Annotated in this window: 16 protein-coding genes; 15 read left to right on the top strand and 1 reads right to left on the bottom strand. The window is 61.6% G+C overall.

Annotated elements, in window-relative coordinates; genetic code table 11:
• Positions 1-167 precede the first annotated feature (167 nt).
• From CSZ94_RS22415 to CSZ94_RS22345, 15 genes are all read left to right on the top strand, one after another.
• Positions 168-1,910, top strand: a complete 1,743-nt coding sequence (locus CSZ94_RS22415; RefSeq protein WP_102123548.1) for an IlvD/Edd family dehydratase — start codon at positions 168-170, stop codon at positions 1,908-1,910.
• 12 nt (positions 1,911-1,922) lie between these two features.
• On the top strand, positions 1,923-2,915 hold the full coding sequence (gene araD1 / locus CSZ94_RS22410; RefSeq protein WP_102123547.1) for an AraD1 family protein: 993 nt from the start codon (positions 1,923-1,925) through the stop codon (positions 2,913-2,915).
• Positions 2,912-4,489 carry an aldehyde dehydrogenase (NADP(+)) gene (locus CSZ94_RS22405; RefSeq protein ID WP_102123546.1) on the top strand — a complete coding sequence of 526 codons (1,578 nt, stop codon included), beginning with the start codon at positions 2,912-2,914 and terminating at the stop codon, positions 4,487-4,489. The genes araD1 and CSZ94_RS22405 overlap by 4 nt, the downstream gene beginning before the upstream one ends.
• Positions 4,490-4,520: 31 nt before the next feature.
• Positions 4,521-5,288 carry an SDR family NAD(P)-dependent oxidoreductase gene (locus tag CSZ94_RS22400; protein WP_102123545.1) on the top strand — a complete coding sequence of 256 codons (768 nt, stop codon included), beginning with the start codon at positions 4,521-4,523 and terminating at the stop codon, positions 5,286-5,288.
• A 116-nt stretch (positions 5,289-5,404) separates the two neighbouring features.
• Positions 5,405-7,324: a glycoside hydrolase family 97 protein gene (locus tag CSZ94_RS22395; RefSeq protein ID WP_102123544.1), complete on the top strand. Its 1,920-nt coding sequence runs from the start codon at positions 5,405-5,407 to the stop codon at positions 7,322-7,324.
• A 16-nt stretch (positions 7,325-7,340) separates the two neighbouring features.
• Entirely contained in the window at positions 7,341-8,891 is a 1,551-nt protein-coding gene (locus CSZ94_RS22390; protein WP_102123543.1) for an alpha-N-arabinofuranosidase, read from the top strand.
• Between the two features lie 96 nt (positions 8,892-8,987).
• A complete protein-coding gene (locus tag CSZ94_RS22385) occupies positions 8,988-10,517 on the top strand; it encodes a glycoside hydrolase family 43 protein (RefSeq protein WP_258001147.1) in 1,530 nt (509 codons plus the stop codon).
• A 23-nt stretch (positions 10,518-10,540) separates the two neighbouring features.
• Positions 10,541-11,575 carry an arabinan endo-1,5-alpha-L-arabinosidase gene (locus tag CSZ94_RS22380; protein ID WP_258001146.1) on the top strand — a complete coding sequence of 345 codons (1,035 nt, stop codon included), beginning with the start codon at positions 10,541-10,543 and terminating at the stop codon, positions 11,573-11,575.
• A gap of 34 nt (positions 11,576-11,609) precedes the next feature.
• Positions 11,610-12,056 (top strand): DUF6805 domain-containing protein, encoded by a 447-nt coding sequence (locus CSZ94_RS22375; protein WP_308410594.1) that lies wholly within the window; start codon positions 11,610-11,612, stop codon positions 12,054-12,056.
• A gap of 162 nt (positions 12,057-12,218) precedes the next feature.
• Positions 12,219-13,181: an ABC transporter substrate-binding protein gene (locus CSZ94_RS22370; protein WP_102123540.1), complete on the top strand. Its 963-nt coding sequence runs from the start codon at positions 12,219-12,221 to the stop codon at positions 13,179-13,181.
• A gap of 9 nt (positions 13,182-13,190) precedes the next feature.
• The gene (locus tag CSZ94_RS22365) at positions 13,191-14,744 is read left to right on the top strand and encodes a sugar ABC transporter ATP-binding protein (RefSeq protein WP_258001145.1); all 1,554 of its coding nucleotides are present in this window, start codon (positions 13,191-13,193) and stop codon (positions 14,742-14,744) included.
• A complete protein-coding gene (locus tag CSZ94_RS22360; RefSeq protein ID WP_102123539.1) occupies positions 14,741-15,811 on the top strand; it encodes an ABC transporter permease in 1,071 nt (356 codons plus the stop codon). Before CSZ94_RS22365 ends, CSZ94_RS22360 begins: the two co-directional genes overlap by 4 nt.
• Entirely contained in the window at positions 15,808-16,782 is a 975-nt protein-coding gene (yjfF, locus tag CSZ94_RS22355) for a galactofuranose ABC transporter, permease protein YjfF (protein WP_102123538.1), read from the top strand. Before CSZ94_RS22360 ends, yjfF begins: the two co-directional genes overlap by 4 nt.
• 4 nt (positions 16,783-16,786) lie before the next feature.
• Entirely contained in the window at positions 16,787-17,761 is a 975-nt protein-coding gene (locus CSZ94_RS22350; RefSeq protein WP_102123537.1) for a glycoside hydrolase family 43 protein, read from the top strand.
• 94 nt (positions 17,762-17,855) lie between these two features.
• Positions 17,856-18,797: a LysR family transcriptional regulator gene (locus CSZ94_RS22345; RefSeq protein WP_102123536.1), complete on the top strand. Its 942-nt coding sequence runs from the start codon at positions 17,856-17,858 to the stop codon at positions 18,795-18,797.
• Here the strand turns inward: CSZ94_RS22345 and CSZ94_RS22340 are convergent.
• Positions 18,794-20,059 (bottom strand): DUF6445 family protein, encoded by a 1,266-nt coding sequence (locus CSZ94_RS22340; RefSeq protein WP_102123535.1) that lies wholly within the window; start codon positions 20,057-20,059, stop codon positions 18,794-18,796. The genes CSZ94_RS22345 and CSZ94_RS22340 overlap by 4 nt on opposite strands.
• Between the last annotated feature and the right edge of the window lie 178 nt (positions 20,060-20,237).

The following is a 20,237-nucleotide window of genomic DNA, read 5'->3' as shown; positions in this document are numbered from 1 at the left end:
CCGCTTCCCGCTCGCAGGGCGTTTTCATTGGGGCATGCTGATATCGTTTTCGATATCGGAACGCATTAAAAATTGATTGGAAAGGCATGGCAGGATTCTTTAGTATTCCAACATCGCTGCCCGGGCCGACGACATTAGATCCGGCATGGCACAACCAGGAGAATGGCATGTCTGAGACAAAAAAGAAGGTAGCCCTGCGCTCTGCCGAGTGGTTCGGCTCGCAGGACAAGAATGGCTTCATGTACCGCAGCTGGATGAAAAACCAGGGCATACCTGACCACGAGTTTCACGGCAAGCCCATCATCGGCATTTGCAATACCTGGTCCGAACTGACCCCTTGCAATGCGCATTTCCGCCAACTGGCCGAACACGTCAAGCGCGGCATCCTGGAAGCGGGCGGTTTCCCTGTGGAATTCCCTGTCTTCTCGAACGGCGAATCGAATCTGCGCCCCACCGCCATGCTGACGCGCAACCTGGCCTCGATGGACGTGGAAGAATCGATCCGCGGCAACCCGATGGACGCCGTCGTGCTGCTGGTCGGCTGCGACAAGACCACGCCAGCGCTGCTGATGGGCGCTGCCAGCGTCGACATTCCCACCATCGTCGTCAGCGGCGGCCCCATGCTGAACGGCAAGCTCAACGGCAAGGACATCGGTTCCGGCACTGCCGTCTGGCAGCTGCACGAGCAGATGAAGGCCGGTTCCATCACCTTGCACCAGTTCATGTCGGCCGAATCGGGCATGTCGCGCTCGGCCGGTACCTGCAACACTATGGGCACTGCCTCGACCATGGCCAGCATGGCGGAAGCGCTGGGCACGTCCTTGCCGCACAACGCGGCCATTCCCGCCGTCGATTCGCGCCGCTACGTACTGGCGCACATGTCGGGCATCCGCATCGTCGAAATGGTGCACGAAGACCTGCGCCTGTCGAAAGTGCTGACGCGCGAGGCGTTTGAAAACGCCATCAAGGTCAATGCCGCCATCGGTGGTTCCACCAACGCCGTGATCCACCTGAAGGCGATTGCCGGGCGCATCGGCGTGCCCCTGGAGCTGGAAGACTGGACCCGTGTGGGCCGTGGCACGCCGACCATCGTCGACTTGCTGCCCTCGGGCCGTTTCCTGATGGAAGAGTTTTATTACGCGGGCGGCTTGCCGGCCGTGATACGCCGCCTGGGCGAGGGCGACTTGTTGCCACACAAGAATGCCTTGACCGTTAACGGCAAGTCGCTGTGGGACAACTGCGTCGAAGCGCCCATCTACAACGATGAAGTGGTGCGTACCCTGGACAACCCGCTGCTGGCCGATGGCGGTATCTGCGTGCTGCGCGGCAACCTGGCGCCACGCGGCGCCGTGCTGAAACCGTCGGCCGCCTCGCCGCATTTGATGCAGCACCGTGGCAAGGCCATTGTCTTCGAAGACTTTGAACATTACAAATCGCGCATCCTTGATCCGGACCTCGATGTCGATGCCGATTCCGTGCTGGTGATGAAAAATTGCGGCCCGAAAGGTTATCCGGGCATGGCCGAAGTGGGCAATATGGGCTTGCCGCCGAAACTGCTGGCGCAAGGCATCACCGACATGGTGCGCATCTCGGACGCGCGCATGAGCGGCACGGCCTATGGCACCGTCGTGCTGCACGTGGCGCCGGAAGCCATGGCAGGCGGCCCGCTGGGCATCGTCAGGGATGGCGACATGATCGCCCTCGATTGCCACGCCGGCAGCCTGAACATCGACATCAGCGACGCGGAAATCGCCGAGCGCCTGGCGAAGCGTGAGCTGGGCAGTGCACCTGGGCCGAAGAGCGGCTACCAGCAGCTGTACATCGAACACGTGTTGCAGGCCGACGAAGGCTGCGATTTCGACTTCCTGGTCGGCAATCGCGGTTCCGCCGTGCCGCGCCACTCACATTAAGCGGAGAGAATCATGCTGTTGCTGCAATTTACGAATGAACATGGCGGCCGCCTGGTCGGCCTGCTGCAAGACGACCAGATCCGCGTCATCGAAGGCTACAACACGACGTATGCGCTGGCGCAAGACGCCATCCGCAAGAAGGTCAACCTGGCCGAGCTGGTCAATGCCACCGTCGGCAATACCACGCACTTGTATGCAGACGTGGCTGCCAGCGGCCGCCTGCTGGCGCCGCTCGACCACGCCGACGAAGCGCACTGCTACGTGACGGGGACGGGCCTGACCCATCTGGGCAGCGCCGGCGCGCGCGACGCCATGCACAAGAAGATCGGCGGCGACGCGCAATCCCTGAGCGACTCGATGAAAATGTTCCGCCTGGGTGTGGAAGGCGGCAAGCCTGCCGACGGCACGGCCGGCGCCCAGCCAGAATGGTTTTACAAGGGCGACGGTTCCATCGTGCGCGCCAGCGGCCAGCCGCTGCGCATGCCGGACTTTGCCCTCGATGGCGGCGAAGAGCCGGAAATCGCCGGCCTGTACGTGATCGGCGACGACGGCCAGCCTTACCGTGTCGGCTACGCCATCGGCAATGAATTTTCGGACCACATCACGGAACGCCAGAATTATCTGTACCTGGCCCATTCGAAGTTGCGCATGTGCAGCGTGGGTCCGGCCTTGCTGGTGGGCGAATTGCCCGCGCACATCGCTGGCGCCTCGCGCGTGCTCGACACGGCCGGCAATGTGCGCTGGGAAAAAGCGTTCGTCAGCGGCGAAGACAATATGTCGCACACGATTGCCAACCTGGAACACCATCACTTCAAATACCCGCTGTTCAAGCGCCCTGGCGACGTGCACGTGCATTTCTTTGGCACGGCCACCTTGAGCTTTGCCGATGGCGTGAGCGTGGCGCCGGGCGAAACCTTTGAAATCGAAGCGCCGGCCTTTGGCCCTGCCTTGCGCAACCGCCTCGACGTCTTCCCAACCGAATTTGCGAAAGTGAGTACATTATGAGCTTCAATATCAGCGGTGATGCATTGATCGGCGGCGTTGCCGTCAAGGGCAATGGCGGCTCCTTCGAAGCCTGGGATCCGGCTGCGCGCGCGCACATCGCGCCAGCTTTTCACATGGTGGACGCCGCGCAAATCGACGCAGCGTGCCGTGCGGCGCAAGCGGCGTTCGACCCGTTCCGCACCACCACGGATGCGCAGCGCGCCGACTTCCTCGATACCATTGCCGCGCAAATCGGCGAACTGGGCGACGCGCTGATCGTGCGCGCCATGACGGAAAGCGGCTTGCCGCGCGCGCGCCTGGAAGGCGAACGCGGCCGCACCGTGGGCCAATTGAAACTGTTCGCCGGCCTGCTGCGCGAAGGATCGTGGACCGATGCGCGCATCGACAGCGCGCTGCCTGAGCGCGTGCCGCCGCGTCCTGACTTGCGCTTGCGCATGATCGGCCTGGGTCCCGTCGCCGTGTTTGCGGCCAGCAACTTCCCGCTGGCCTTTTCCGTGGCTGGCGGCGATACGGCCTCGGCCCTGGCCGCCGGCTGCCCCGTCGTCTTGAAAGCCCACTCGGCCCATCCGGGCACGTCGGAACTGGTGGCGCGCGCCATCGTCAAAGCCATCGAGATTTGCCAGCTACCGGCCGGCGTATTCGCCTTGCTGACAGGCACGGGCAATGGCATCGGCCAGACTTTGGTGGCGCATCCGGCCATCCAGGCTGTCGGTTTCACGGGTTCGCGTTCGGGCGGCATCGCCCTGATGAAGGTGGCGGCAGAACGTGCGCAACCGATACCCGTCTATGCTGAAATGAGCAGCATCAACCCCGTGTTTGTGCTGCCGCAAGCGCTGGCCGCCCGTGGCGCGGCGATCGCCAGCGGTTTTGCCGCCTCGCTGACGATGGGCGTGGGCCAGTTCTGCACCAATCCCGGCCTGGTGCTGGGCCTGGAAGGGGCTGACTTCACGGCCTTTGCTGCCGCCGCTGCCGAAGCGCTGGCGCCGGCGCCGGCCGCCACCATGTTGACGGCTGGCATCGCCAGCAGCTATGCCAAGGGCGTCGCCGCGCTGGCGCAGCACGCCGACGTGACGCCGCTGGTGCAAAATACGGGTGACGAAGGCAAGGGCGCTGCCGCCCTGTTTGTCACTTCGGGCGAGGCGTTTTTGGCCAAGCAGGACTTGCGCGATGAAGTCTTCGGCCCCGCCTCCTTGCTGGTGGCGTGCCGCGACATCGAGCAATTGCTGGCGATTACGGAAAGCCTGGAAGGCCAGCTGACGGCCACCCTGCAAATGGATGCGGGCGACCTGATTGAGGCGCGTCGTTTGCTGCCCGTGCTGGAACGCCGCGTGGGCCGCATCCTGGCCAACGGTTTCCCGACGGGCGTGGAAGTGTCGACGGCCATGGTGCACGGCGGCCCGTTCCCCGCCACCTCGGATGGCCGCAGCACCTCGGTGGGCACGGCGGCCATCAACCGCTTCCTGCGTCCCGTCTCTTACCAGAACCTGCCGCAGGACTTGCTGCCGGAGTCGCTGCGCGATGATAATCCGCTGGGGATCTGGCGCCGGCACGATGGCGTGCTGGGCAAACTTTAATCATAATAAAAAATACACAGGTGGAGACAAGATGAAGCAATTGGCGACATATGGCAGCTTGCAGGGCAAGCGCGTGTTCATCACGGGTGGCGGCAGCGGCATCGGCGAATCGCTGGTGGCGGAATTTGCCGCCCAGGGCGCGCTGGTGGCGTTTGTCGATATCGCCGTGGAAGCGAGCGAGGCCCTGTGCCGCCGCCTGGCAGAAGCGGGCTGGACGGCGCCCTTGTTCCGCCATTGCGACATCACGGATATTGCATCCTTGCAAGCCGTCATGGCCGAACTGGCGGAGAAGCTGGGCGACTTCGACATCCTTGTCAACAATGCGGCCAATGACCAGCGCCACCAGGCGCAGGACGTCACACTGGAATACTGGAACGAGCGCATTGCGATCAATCAACGTCCCATGTTCTTCACCTGCCAGGCCGTCTTCGAGGGCATGAAGCGCAAGGGTGGCGGTTCCATCATCAACGTCAGCTCGATTTCCTGGCACATGAAGTCGGGCGGCTACCCCGTGTATGCCACCACCAAGGCGGCCGTCGTGGGCCTGACGCGGGGCCTGGCGCGCGACTATGGCGCCCACAATATCCGCGTCAACACGGTCACGCCCGGCTGGGTCATGACGCAGCGCCAGATCGAGCTGTGGGTCGACGAGGCGGCGGAAGTGGAAATCAAGAAAAGCCAGTGCCTGCCGAGCAAGCTGATGCCACAGGACATCGCCGCCATGGTGCTGTTCCTTGCATCGGACGACGGCGCGATGTGCTCCAGTCAAGAGTTCATCGTGGATGCAGGCTGGGTGTAAGCGCTCCCGCGTCGTCTATTCGCGCCGGCACTGACCGGCACCTCCGATCTTGAAGCACCCCTCTTGCCGCCCCAACCCCGCGGCAGGAGAGGCATCGCCACATCCGGACATTGAAGATGAAACCTCTTGTTTGCAGCGTCGCCTTCGTTTTTGCCACCGTCGCCAGTGCGCAAGTTCCGCAGCCGTTGAGCAGTCCTGACGCTACCTTGCAGGTCAAGATTGTTGCTGGTCCTGCCGGCAGCATCGACTACAGCGTCTCGCGCAGTGGCGTGCCGCTTATCTTGCCATCAACTTTGGGTCTGGAATTTTCCGGCCTGGACCTGTCGCGCAAACTGACCCTGGGCGCAGCTTCCCCCATCACCTCTGTTGCCGAGCGCTACACGATGGCCACGGGCAAGCGCCGTGTCATCGATTACACGGCCAATGAACAGACGTTCACGGTGCGCAATGCGCGGGGGCAAGCCATGGACGTGGTGTTTCGCGTCTCCAACGATGGCGTGGCTTTTCGCTATGTGCTGGGCCAGGTGCCAAGCTCGGCGGGCAAAATGTTGCACGAAAGCACGTCGTTCAGCTTTGCGCCCGCCACGCGGGCCTGGCTGCAGCCGATGCAGGTGGCGCAGACGGGCTGGATGAACACGCATCCCGCCTACGAAGAACATTACCGCATGGATATCGCCGTTGGCACGCCATCGCCGCTGGCGGCCGGCTGGGTCTTTCCGGCTCTGTTCCAGACGGGAAATACCTGGGTGGCGCGGACGGAGGCGGGCATGGATGGCAGCTTCCACGCTTCGCGCCTGCAGGCGAAGTCCCCCGGCGGCGTGTACCGCATCGGCACGCCGATGGCGGCGGAAGTGGCGCCCGGCGGCGCCTTGCTGGCGCAAGCTGCCCCGGGTTTGCGCACGCCTTGGCGCGTGCTGGCCATCGGCAACCTGGCCACCGTCATGGATACGACCCTGGGCACGGATCTGGCCGCGCCCGCCATCGCCTTCGATACTGCCAAGGTACTGCCCGGCCACGCTGCCTGGAGCTGGGGCTTGCTGAAGGATGACGCCACCGTGTATGGCGTGCAGAAGGACTTCATCGATTACGCGGCGGACATGCGCTGGAACTACGTACTCGTCGATGCGGACTGGGACCGCAAGATCGGCTACGCCAAGATAGGGGAGCTGGCCGCGTATGCAGCGAGCAAGAATGTCGGTCTGTTCCTCTGGTACAACTCGTCAGGCAGCTGGAACAAGACGGCATATTCGCCGAAAGGCCAGCTGCTGACCCATGCACAGCGAGACGCGGAGTTTTCCCGCCTGGCGCAGATGGGCATCAAGGGTATCAAGGTCGATTTCTTTGCCGGCGATGGGCAGTCGATGATTGCCTATTATTTAGGCATATTGACCGATGCGGCGCAACATGGCTTGCTGGTCAATTTCCACGGCGCCACCTTGCCACGGGGCTGGGCCCGCACCTATCCGAATTTGATGACGGCCGAAGCCGTCAAGGGACTGGAGTTCACCACCTTCGAGCAGCGCGACCAGGATGCCATTCCAGCGCACGCGGCCATGCTGCCGTTCGCCCGCAATCTGTTTGACCCCATGGATTTCACGCCGATGGTGTTTGGCGACGTGCCCAACATCCGCCGCGCCACGCGCAACGGCTTTGAATTGGCGCTGCCCGTGCTGTTTTTGTCCGGCGTGCAGAACTTTGCCGAGATTCCCGCCGGCATGGCCAGCGTTCCCCCGTATGTCAAAACCTTCCTGCAGGAACTGCCGCGCAGCTGGGATGACAGCCGTTTCATCGATGGCGTGCCGGGCAAGTATCTGATGCTGGCGCGTCAGTCTGGCGAGCGCTGGTATGTGGCCGGCATCAATGCGCAAGCCACTGCACAGACCTTCAGCGTGGATTTTTCCTTCCTCGAAGGCAAGCGCGGCGCCCTGATCACGGACGGCGCCGACGAGCGCGCATTCAGCCAGCAAGAAATTTCGGCAGGCAAGGCCGTCATCACGATCAAGCCGCATGGCGGCTTCGTCGCCATTTTCAATTAAAACAACAGGAGACAGCATGAAATTCATCAACACCAGCATCGTGGCCCTCAGCCTGGCCATGGCCGTCGGCAGCGCCTTTGCCGCGCCCGTCAGCGTCACCATCGACGTGGCCAAGCCCGGTCCCGTGATCAACAAGAACGTCTACGGTCAGTTCGCCGAGCATCTGGGCACGGGCATCTACGAAGGCATGTGGGTGGGGCCGGACTCGCCGATCCCGAACACCAAGGGCTGGCGCAATGACGTGCTGGGCGCGCTGAAACAGTTGCACGTGCCCCTGGTCCGCTGGCCGGGCGGTTGCTTTGCCGATGAATACCACTGGAAGGATGGCATCGGCGCGCGCGAGAAGCGCCCCACCAAGGTCAATACCAACTGGGGTGGCGTGGAAGAGTCGAACGCCGTCGGCACGCATGAATTCTTCGACCTGGCTGAATTGCTGGGTGCGCAGACCTATATCAACGGCAACCTCGGTTCCGGCACGCCGCAGGAAATGTCCGAGTGGCTCGAATACATGACCTCGGATAGCAAGTCGACGTTGGCCGAGCTGCGCCGCAAGAATGGCCGCGCCCAGCCGTATAAAGTCGATTACTTTGGCATCGGCAATGAAGCCTGGGGTTGCGGCGGCAATATGCGCCCGCAGTACTACGCCGACCTGTACAAGCACTATCACACCTTCATGAAGACGCCGGAAAGCGCGCGCCCGAAATTCATCGCCAGCGGCGGCAATGACGACGACATCAGCTGGTCCGGCACCCTGAGCCGCGAAATCAAGCCGAACATGATGGACGCCATCAGTTTCCACTACTACACGGTGCCGACCGGTATCTGGGAAAAGAAGGGCGCAGCCACGGGTTTTGGCGAAAATGAATGGATTTCCACCCTGAGCCGCACCCTGCGCATCGATAGTTTGATCAAGAACAATATCGCCGCCATCGACAAGAACGATCCCTCGAAAAAGACGGGGTTGTACGTCGATGAGTGGGGCACCTGGTATGACGTGGAGCCGGGCACCAACACGGGCTTTTTGTTCCAGCAAAACAGCTTGCGCGACGCCCTGGTGGCAGCCCTGAACTTCAATATTTTCCATGCCCATGCGGACCGCGTGCGCATGACGAATATCGCGCAAATGGTCAACGTGCTGCAGGCGATGATTATCACGGACAAGGAGCGCTATTTCCTCACGCCGACCTACCACGCGTTCCAGATGTACGTGCCGTTCCAGGACGCCACGTCCCTGCCGGTCGCCATTAGCGGCAATGGCAAGTACAGCCTGGGCAAGGTCAGCATTCCAGAAGTGAGTGCCTCGGCCGCGCGCGCCAAGGATGGCAAGGTGTATTTGTCGTTGGTCAACACCAACCCGAACAAGGCCGTCGACGTGAGTGTGGCGCTGGCAGGTCAAAAAGTGACAGCCGTGAATGGCCGCGTGCTGACCGCAGGCAAGATGGATGCCGTCAACAGCTTTGCGCAACCGCAAGCCGTGCAACCCGTGGCGTTCAATGCCAAGGCGCAAGGCGGCAAGCTGACCGTGTCGGTGCCGGCCAAGGCCGTGGTGGTGGTCGCCGTCGAATAAACGCCCGGCTTACTGCTGTCTGCTCTGTGCCGGTGCGCGAAGCGATTCCCGCGCCGGCCAGTCTCATCGTGCTGCACGTTGTAGAGAAAGTATTCCATGAACAGAAGAGAAGCTGTGCTGGCGCTCGGTAGCGCCATGGCCCTGGCCGCCTGTGGCGGGGGCGGTTCCGCTAGCGCACCCGTCGTCTCCGTCACGCCGCCCGTGGTGCCGCCGGTCGTCCCTCCCGCTGTCGTTCCACCAGTACGAGGCGCCATCACTTTTAGCAATGCCTCCGTGCATGACCCCTCCGTCATCAAGGTGGCCGGCACCTATTATGTGTTCGGCTCGCATCTGGCGGCCGCCAAATCCACCGACTTGATGAACTGGACGAAGATGGCCGACGGCGTCAATGCCAGCAACCCCCTGTTCAACAATGTCGTCACGAGCCTGGCTGACACCTTTGCCTGGTCGCAAGTGACGGGCCTGTGGGCGCCCGACGTGAGCGCGCTCGACAATGGCAAGTTCGCCATGTATTACAACAGCTGCAAGGGCGATTCGCCCCGTTCCGCCATGGGGCTGGCCCTGGCGGACACGGTGGAAGGCCCATACGTCAATCAAAATATTTTCCTGAAATCGGGCATGTGGGGCCAGCTCAGCGAAGATGGCGTGACTATCTACGATGCGCTGACGCAACCGAACGTGGTCGACCCGAACACCTTCCGCGATGCCACGGGCAAGCTGTGGATGATCTACGGCTCGTATTCAGGCGGCATCTTCATCCTGGCCATGGACCCGGCCACGGGCTTGCCTGTCGCGGGGCAGGGCTATGGCAAGCATGTGATCGGCGGCAACCATAGCCGCATCGAAGGCGCCTACGTGCTGTACAGCCCGCAAACGCAGTATTACTACCTGTTTACGTCATTTGGCGGCCTGGACGCCAACGGCGCCTACAATATGCGCGTGGCCCGTTCGCGCAACCCGGACGGCCCTTACCTGGATGGCAAGGGCAACGATATGCGCCAGGTCAAGTCCAACCCCGCCTTGCCTCTGTTCGACGACGCTTCCATCGCGCCCTTCGGCCAGAAGCTGATGGGCAACCATCAATTCGCGCTGGCCGCTGGCGAGACGGGAACGCCGCTGGGATATGTGTCGCCAGGACACAATTCGGCGGTATACGATGCCGCCACGCAGCAGTATTTCCTGATCTTCCATACGCGCTTCCCGAACACGGGCGAGTTGCACGAGATCCGCGTGCACGAACTGTTCATGACTGGCGATGGCTGGCTGGTGGCGGCGCCATTTCGTTACGTGCCATTGAGTCGCAGCGTCACCGCGCTGGCGGCGCAGGTGGCGGCAGCGGACGTGGCGGGAAGTTATCAACTGGTCAATCATGGCAAGGATATTTCCACGACGCTCAAGCTGTCGCAATCCATCAATTTGCTGGCGGACGGCACGATCACGGGCGCGCAAGGAGGCACGTGGATACACCAGGGCAACAATCTGATTGCCATGACCCTGGCGTCCGGCGGCCTGTTCCATGGCGTGCTGTCGCGCCAGTGGAATGGCAATGCCAATGCCTTTGTCGTCACGTTCACGGCGCAGTCCGCCGATGGCGTGTCGCTGTGGGGCGCCCGCACGGGCAACTAACAAGTAAAAGTCAAAGGAAAACAATGATGCAAACGCTCAAGCGCGGCCTGGCCGCTGTTACCGCTACCTTGCTGGCGCTGTCCTGCCATGCCGCGCAAGTGAGCGTGCACGACCCCGTGATGGCGAAGGAAGGCGACACGTATTATCTGTACAGCACGGGCCCTGGTATCACCTTTTACAGTTCGAAAAACATGCTCGACTGGCAGCCCGAAGGGCGCGTCTTCGCGGGCCAGCCTAGCTGGGCCAAAACGGCCGCGCCATCGTTTGACGACCATATCTGGGCGCCCGACGTGCAATTTCACGACGGCAAATATTACCTGTACTACTCGGTGTCCGGCTTCGGCAAGAACACCTCGGGCATCGGCGTGACTGTCAACAAAACCTTGAATCCCCGTTCGCCCGACTACCGCTGGGTCGACCAGGGCATGCTGTTGCAATCGGTGCCCGAGCGCGACGAGTGGAATGCCATCGACTCGAACATCATCACCGATGCCGCCGGCACGCCATGGATGGCCTTCGGCTCGTTCTGGAATGGCATCAAGTTGGTGAAACTCAATGCGGACTGGAAAACTATTGCGGAACCGCAAGAGTGGCATTCGCTGGCGCGCCGGGTGCCGCTGCCGCCACGCGCGGGCGAATTCAAGCCCGCGCCCGAGGAAATCGAGGCGCCATTCATCTTCCAGCACGGCAAGGATTACTTCCTCTTCGTTTCCTGGGGCTTGTGCTGCCAGAAGGAGAAAAGCAGCTATCACCTGGCCGTGGGACGCTCCAGCAGCGTCACGGGGCCCTACCTGGACAAGGATGGGCGCGACATGGCGCAGGGTGGCGGCACGGTGGTCTTGAAAGGCGACAAGGATTGGCAAGGCCTGGGCCACAACAGCGCCTACAGCTTCGACGGCAAGGATTACCTGGTGCTGCACGCGTATGAGACGGCGGACAACTACTTGCAGAAGCTCAAGATCTTGCCCATGACGTGGGACAAGGAGGGCTGGCCGCACGTGGACCCGCGCGACTTGAATCGTTATCAGAGTCATCAGTTGCCGGCCGTTCAACGCTAGAGGGCCGCCATGAAAAAAACCGCATGGATCGCCGCTGCAGCAAAGCACGCGCCAGGCCGAGGCGCAGCGCCTGGCCCTCGATGCGCAAACCATTGACCAGGTGGCGCCCGGGCAACAACAGCCCGAGTCCGACCACAACTTCCAGGCCGAGGGCGGAGAAAACGGCATCCACAAGGGCAGGCACTGGCGCCATGCAACAGGCTGGTTCAGATATGCGCTGAGCGACCCGCAAGGTGTAGTGGCAACCTTGCGCCTGACCCTGTCCACCCTGGATGCGGGGCGCGTGTTTGACGTGCTGGTGAATGGCACGACAGTTGCCAAGGTCGCCGTGACGGCCGATGCGCCGCAGGAACTGCATACGCAGGACGTGCCCCTGCCTGCCGAACTGGTCAAAGCGGCCAACGGCAAGCTGACGGTGAAATTTGTCGCCGGCAAGGATTCTGTGGCGGGCGGCCTGTACGGGCTGCGCCTGCTGCGCTGAAGGGTGGAGGGGGAGACTTCCCCTACCGATACGCAAATCGGTATCGCAAGCGAAAAAGAATTGATTGGATGGCTATGTTGCTTTCTCCTACCATGGGTTCATAAAAAACCGCCCATCCGGCACCCGGCTGTGATGGTATTCCAAAAAAAACTGGAGACAAAAATGAAATTGACCCGCCGCACACTCCTCGCCAGCGCCATGCTGCTGGCACTGTCCGCTACTTCTTCCGCCTTCGCCACCAAGCCCCTCGTCATGGGTTTTTCGCAGGTGGGCGCCGAGAGCGAATGGCGCACCGCCAATACCGTCTCCATCAAGGATGCTGCCAAGAAAGATGGCATCACCTTGAAATTTGCCGACGCGCAGCAGAAGCAGGAAAACCAGGTCAAGGCCCTGCGCTCCTTCATCGCGCAAAAGGTCGATGTGATCGCCTTCTCGCCCGTGGTGGAATCGGGCTGGGATACCGTCTTGCGCGAAGCCAAGGCCGCCAAGATTCCCGTCATCCTGACGGACCGCGCCGTCAATGTGGCCGATAAATCGCTGTACGTGACCTTCATCGGTTCCGATTTCGTGGAAGAGGGCCGCCGCGCCGGCCAGTGGCTGCTCGATTACGCCAAGAAAACCCCGGATGCCACCCTCAACATCGTCGAATTGCAAGGCACGGTTGGTTCCGCGCCGGCCATCGACCGCAAGGAAGGCTTCCAGGAAGTCATCGGCAAGAATCCCAAGCTGAAGATCATCCGTTCGCAAACGGGCGACTTTACGCGCGCCAAGGGCAAGGAAGTGATGGAAGCGTTCCTCAAGGCGGAAGGCAAGAAAATCAACGTGCTGTACGCGCACAATGACGACATGGCCATCGGCGCCATCCAGGCCATCGAAGAAGCGGGCATGAAGCCGGGCAAAGACATCATCATCATCTCGATCGATGGCGTCAAAGGCGCATTCGAGGCCATGATCGCCGGCAAGCTGAACGTCACCGTCGAGTGCAGCCCGCTGCTGGGCCCGCAACTGATGTCGATCGCCCGCGATGTGGTGGCCGGCAAACCCGTGCCAGCGCGCATCACGACGGTGGAAGGCGTTTTCCCTGCCGAGGTGGCCGCCAAGGAATTTCCTAACCGTAAGTACTAAGCTTGCCGCATGATGAAGACGCAAGCGCATCACACGGCCGCGCCAGCTCCCTTGCTGGAGTTGCGCGGCATCAGTAAATCCTTTCCCGGCGTCAAAGCCCTCAGCGATGTCGCCCTGCGCCTGTATCCGGGCGAAGTGCATACCCTGATGGGACAAAATGGCGCGGGAAAGTCGACGCTGATCAAGGTGCTGACGGGCGTATATGTGCCCGACAGCGGCCAGATTTTGCTCGATGGCAAGCCTATCGCCCCCGCGTCCACCTCGGACGCGCAGGCGCTGGGCATCAGCACCGTGTACCAGGAAGTCAATCTGTGTCCGAACCTGTCGGTGGCGGAAAACATCTTTATCGGCCGCTATCCGCGCCGCTTCGGCACGCGTTTTGGTCCCATAGACTGGCGTTCCATGCAGCAACAGGCGCGTGCCTTGCTGCAGCAATTGCAGATCGATATCGATGTCACGGCGCAATTGTCCAGCTTTCCGCTGGCGATCCAGCAAATGGTGGCCATCTCGCGCGCGCTGAACATTTCGGCCCGCGTGCTGATCCTCGACGAACCCACGTCCAGCCTGGACGAGGCGGAAGTCAATCTGCTGTTTTCCGTGCTGCGCCGCCTGCGCGAGCAGGGCATGGCGATTCTTTTTGTGACGCACTTTCTCGACCAGACGTATGCCATTTCCGACCGCATCACCGTCATGCGCAATGGCGAGCGCGAAGGGGAATACGCGTGCAGCGAGCTGTCGCACCTGGCGCTGGTGAACAAGATGATCGGCGTGGCGGCCGACACCGTGGCGCAAGAGCTTGATCTGGCGCAAGAAGCGGGCGCGGCCAGCTTTGGTCCGAATGTGCTCGAAGCGCAGGGACTGGGCCGCAAGGGCGCCTTGCTGCCCATGGATTTCCACATCCGCCAGGGTGAATTGCTGGGTCTGGCCGGCTTGCTGGGGTCTGGTCGCACGGAACTGGCGCGGCTGCTGTTTGGCGCCGACAAGGCCGATTCCGGCGCTATCACTATGCAGGGCCAGCCGCGCCACTTCCACGTGCCGCGCGATGCAATTGCCCAAGATATCGGTTTTTGCTCGGAAGACCGCAAGCACGAGGGGGCGATTTTATCGCTGTCCGTGCGCGAAAACATTATCCTGGCCTTGCAGGCCCGCACGGGCTTGCTGCGCGCCATCCCCTTCAAACGCCAGCAGGCGCTGGCCGACGAGTACGTCAAGGCGCTCGGCATCAAGACGGCCAGCATCGAAACGCCGATCGGCAGCCTGTCGGGCGGCAATCAACAGAAAGCCTTGCTGGCGCGCTGGCTGGTGACGTCGCCGGCCATGCTGATTTTAGATGAACCCACGCGCGGCATCGACGTGCGCGCCAAGCAGGAAATCATGAGTTATGTCAGCAAACTGTGTCGCAAGGGCATGGCGATTTTGTTCATCTCGTCCGAATTGCCCGAAGTGCTGCGCTGCAGCGACCGTATCCTCGTCATGCGCGACCGCAAGGCCTGCGGCGATTATGCGCGGGGCGAACTCGATGACAGTTCCGTGCTGCAAGTGATTGCCGGAGACGCCACATGAGTTTATCCACACCATCGAACGTGCCATTGGCGCGCCCGGCTTTCTTTACGGGCAATACCGTCTTGCATCACCCCTTGAGCCGGCCCCTGGCCGCGCTGTTGCTGCTGTTGCTGGTCGATTTCTTTGCCATCCCCGGCTTTTTCCACCTGGAAGTGCGCGATGGCCATCTGTACGGCAGCGTGATCGACATCGTCAACCGCGCCGCGCCGCTGATGCTGGCGGCGCTGGGCATGACCCTGGTGATTGCCACGCGCGGCATCGATATTTCCGTGGGTGCCGTCGTGGCCCTGTCCGGTACCGTGGCCGCCATGCTGATCGGTGGCACCATGGTGATGGACAACGGCGTGCCGACTTACGTGAGCAATATCCCCATGGGCTGGGCCCTGGCGGCCGCCCTGGGCGCGGCCCTGCTGTGCGGCGCCTGGAACGGCGTGCTGGTGGCGGGCCTCGGCTTGCAGCCCATCGTCGCGACCTTGATATTGATGGTGGCGGGGCGTGGCCTGGCGCAATTGCTGACGGATGGCCAGATCGTTACCGTTTATTATCAGCCGTACTTCTTCATCGGCAGCGGCTACCTGTTCGGCTTGCCCTTTTCCCTGTTCCTCGTCGCGGCCGTGTTCATCATCACTGCCGTGCTGATGCGGAAAACCGCGCTGGGCCTGTTCATCCAGGCCGTCGGCATCAATCCTGTCGCCGCGCGCCTGGCGGGCATCAAGACGGCGACCCTGATCTTTTTCGTCTACGTGTTTTGCGCCGCCTGCGCGGGCTTGTCGGGGCTGATGATCAGCTCGAACATCAAGAGCGCGGACGCCAACAACGCGGGCCTGATGCTGGAACTGGACGCCATCCTGGCCGTGACCCTGGGCGGCACGTCCTTGGCCGGTGGCAAGTTCAGTCTCGTGGGCAGCATGATAGGCGCGCTCATCATCCAGACCCTGACCTACACCATCTATTCGCTGGGCGTGCCGCCGGAAGTGAACATGGTCGTCAAGTCGGTCGTCGTGTTCCTCGTCTGCCTGTCGCAATCGTCGCAATTCAAGCAATTGCTGCATCGGAGAAAAGCATGAAGGGCTTGCTGCATACCCCATATTTCACCTCGCTCGTCACCGTTTTGCTGCTGGTGGTGATGCTGGGCCTGGGTGGCGCCGCCTATCCGGGCCTGCTGTCGACGCAAGTGATCTTTAACCTGTTGATCGATAACGCCTTTTTGCTGGTGATCGCCGTCGGCATGACCTTTGTCATCGTTTCCGGCGGCATCGATTTGTCCGTCGGCTCCGTGCTGGCCCTGTCGACCATGATCGCCGCCTGGCTGCTGCACGTAGCGCACTGGCCACCGCTGTTGGTGATCGCCACCGTGCTGGCGCTGGGCACCGTGTTTGGCGCCGGCATGGGTGCGCTGATCCATTATTTCAAGTTGCAGCCCTTCATCGTCACCCTGGCCGGCATGTTTTTGGCGCGGGGACTGTGCTACTTGATCAGCATCAATTCCATCACCATCGCCGACCCGTTATTCGTGGCCATGTCGCAGACGCAGTTGCAATTTCTTGGCGGTTTTGTTTCGCCCGGCGTGGTCATTGCCGTGCTGACCTTGCTGCTGGCCATCTGGCTGGCGCACGCCACGCCGTTCGGCCGCGCCGTGTATGCGATCGGCGGCAACGAACAGTCGGCCCTGATGATGGGTTTGCCCGTGGGGCGTACCAAGGTGCTGATCTATGCCTTCAGCGGCTTTTGCGCCTCGCTCGGTGGCGTGCTGTTTGCGTTTTACATGTTGTCCGGCTATGGCTTGCATGCGCAAGGCACGGAACTCGATGCGATTGCCGCCGTCGTCATCGGCGGCACCCTGCTCAGCGGCGGCTATGGCTACGTGGCGGGCGCTTTGTCCGGCGTGCTGGTGCTGGGCACCATCCAGACCCTGATCGCCTTCGACGGCACGCTCAGCTCGTGGTGGACCAAGATCGTCATCGGCGGCCTGCTGTTTGTCTTTTGCGTCGTGCAAAGACTGATGGCCATGGGCCAGAAAAATACCAACGGGAGTTAATTACATGTTCAAGCAACACACACTTGCCGCAGCCATCGGCATGGCGGCGGCGCTCGCCTGCGCCCCATTTTGCGCGCAGGCGGCCAACCCCATCGTGAAAAACATCTACACGGGCGATCCGGCCGCGCTGGTCGACAATGGCCGCGTATATTTGTACGTGGGCCACGATGAAGCGAGCGCCACCGACACGGATTATCGGATGAACGAATGGCGCGTGTATTCCTCGTGCGACATGGCGAACTGGACGGACCACGGCTCGCCCGTGCGCTTTTCCACCTTCGCCTGGGCCGGCAAGGATGCCTGGGCCGGCGACATCGTCAAGCGCGGTAATAAATACTATTTTTACTCGACCGTCGACCACAAGACCATCGCCGGCAAGGCCATCGGCGTGGCCGTGTCCGACAGCCCGACCGGGCCCTTCGTCGACGCGCGCGGCAGCGCCCTGATCACGAACGACATGACGAAGCAGACGGCGATCCCGTGGGACGATATCGACCCGGCCGTGTTCATCGATACGGATGGCCAAGCCTACATTTACTGGGGCAACACGGTCTTGAAATACGCCAAGCTGAAAGCCAATATGACGGAGCTGGACGGCCCGATTCTGACCTTCGGCATGGATGCGTTCACGGAAGCGGCCTATATGCACCAGCATGCGGGCACGTATTACCTGTCGTACTCGCGCAATTTCCCGGAAGAAACGGCATATTCGACGGGGCCCACGCCCACGGGCCCGTGGCATTTCCGTGGCGCCATCATGGACAAGAATGCCTTGGTGAAAACCATTCACCAGGCCATCATCGAATTCAACGGCAAGTCCTACATCTTCTATCACAATGACAAATTGCCCGGCGGCGGCGAATACCGGCGTTCCGTGGCGGTGGAAGAACTGAAGTACAAGCCGGATGGCAGTATCGAATTCATTCACCAAACGGCTGGCCCGGCAGCCAATCCCAGCGCTGCCTGCAAGGCATCCTGAGCTTCATCGTCGTCATGTACAAAAAGGAGACATACCGATATCAATAATATCGATATCAGCAAGAAACTGATATCGATCATGATATGATTTATTCATGGATACCCTCAACCCCAATTGGTTCTTGCGAGCCCGCCTGAAGACGCGGCAATTGCTGCTGTTGATCGCCTTGGATGAGCAGCGCAACATCCACCGCGCGGCGGAAGAATTGCACATGACGCAGCCGGCCGCGTCCAAGCAAATCAAGGACCTGGAAGAGATGCTGGACGTGCGCCTGTTCGACAGGTTGCCGCGCGGCATGGAGCCGACCATCTACGGCGAAACGATGATACGCCACGCGCGCATGGCCCTGACGAGCCTGTCGCTGGCGCATGACGACATCGTCGCCCTGAAGTCGGGCCTGACGGGTCAGGTGGAGGTGGGCGTCATCATGACGCCGGCCATGGCCTTGCTGCCGCGGGCGATTGCCCGCATCAAGCAGCAGGCGCCGCTGATGCGCATCGGCGTGCATTTGGAGCACAGCAATACCCTGATGGACATGCTGCAGCATGGCACGCTCGATTTCATGATCGGGCGCATCCTGGAAAAGGAAAGCAGCGCCGGCCTCATCTACGAGGAATTGACGGAAGAGCCGGCCAGCGCCGTGGCGCGCAATGGCCACCCGCTGCTGTCGCGCAAGAATCTGCAATTGAAAGACCTGGCGGGCCAGCCGTGGATCTTGCCGCCGCAAGGCAGCATCCTGCGCCACCGCTTCGACATGATGTTCCGCCGCGCCAGCCTGGAGCCGCCCGTCGACGTGGTCGACACCACCGCCTTGCTGCTGATCACGTCCTTGCTGCAGCAAACGGATTCGCTGCATGTGATGCCGACGGAAGTAGCCCATTACTATGAATCGTTGAACGTGCTGAGCATTTTGCCCATCGAGCTGCCGTTCAAGATGGATGCGTTTGGCATCATCCGCCAGCAGGATCATTTGCTGTCGCCGGGCGCGGATATGTTACTAAAAGCTGTACGGGCGACGGCTGCCGATATGTACTAGTCCGGCACTTCAAAAAAGAACAGCTGCACCAATCGTCCATTCTCCGGCGTGTCGCCAAACACCTTGCTGATCGAGTGAAAGTAATGGCCCTTGTACACGATCAATCGGTTGTGGCGCATGGGTACTTCCAGCAGCGCTTGCCAACTGTCGCGCTGTGCCTGTAAGTCGTTGAATTTCTGCACTTTATTGTTCGGCAGCCAGCGCTTCTGGAAATCCTTGAAGCTGGCGTAGCCGCCCGTCTTGACGTCCGCCTCGGGCAAGCGCCGGTACCAGCCGCTGGGCTGGTGGCGCCAAAAGGTGGTGCCGCCCTGGCACTGCTCGGACGGGTTCAAATACAGCACGCCCGCATAGAAATTGAAATTGTTCCCCGTCTCATTGTCCACATGGATATCCGTGCGCGCCATGGCGTCGGCATAGCTGAGGCGATACGAGCCATTGTCGGGCGAAATGAAACGGATGGGGCGGCCCAGCGCCGTGGCGATGCGCTCCATGATGGCCTGGCAGGGCTGGCCGGCCGTCTGGCTGCCCGGGTAGTTCTGTCCCGCATAGCGCTGCTGCTCGAATGGCAACGCCAGCGCCTGGGCGCGCCAGGCGCTGGGGTCGGGCAGGAAATCGTCAAGGATGTGCAAATCCGTTTCGCGCAGGAAGTCTTGTAGCGCTGGCGCGACGTTGATCGGTGTCAGCGTTTCTGCCTGTTCCGCTTGCGGATTGGCAAAGCCGATGCGGCACGTTTGCGCCAGCGCCGGATGCAACGCCAGGGCTTGCGCGTAGCGGGCCAGCGCCAGATCCTGCTGTCCCGTGCGGTAATACAGTTCGGCCAGGCCCTGCAGGGTTTGCCAGCGCTGCGGGCGCAGGGCATGGGCCCGTTCCAGTTCGGCGATGGTCTCCATCAGCCGCTGTTTTCCCAGCAGCAATTCCGCATGTAGAATCGCGAAATCGTGCTCGTGCGGCGCCAGCCGCGCTGCCGTGGCATAGCTGGCCAGCGCCGCCTCGCTATCCGTGTCGCGCAGCACATTGCCGAGGTTGTAGTGGAACAAGGCATTGTCCGGCTGCTGCTTGAGTGAGCGTTTTAACAGGCCCAGGCCGATGGCGCCCTGGCCCAGCTCCAGCATCGCCAGTCCCTGGAAATGCTGGGCTTGCGCCAGGGCCGGGTCCAGTTTATAGGCAGCCTGGTAGGCATTGATCGCTTCGATCAACTTGCCTTGCTGCTGCAGTTGCTGGCCTTTGGCCAGATGTTGCTCCGCCAGTGTCTGTTCGCCCATGTCTCGATCCCGATGAAATGTGGCGAACAGTGTAACGCAAAGGCCCGGGCGCCAGGGCGATTGCATGAAGCATCAGGTCGGCAAGCCCAAGACCTTGGCGAGATAGTCGGCATTCCAGCCAGCTTTTAAGCGTTTGGTAGCGATGCCGGCCTTGGTTGTCTTTTCGTTTTTCAGTAAA

Origin of the sequence: Janthinobacterium sp. ROICE36 (genome assembly GCF_002869965.1) — a bacterium.
Classification (GTDB): domain Bacteria; phylum Pseudomonadota; class Gammaproteobacteria; order Burkholderiales; family Burkholderiaceae_D; genus Janthinobacterium.
This window is presented reverse-complemented; position numbering and strand designations above follow the sequence as displayed.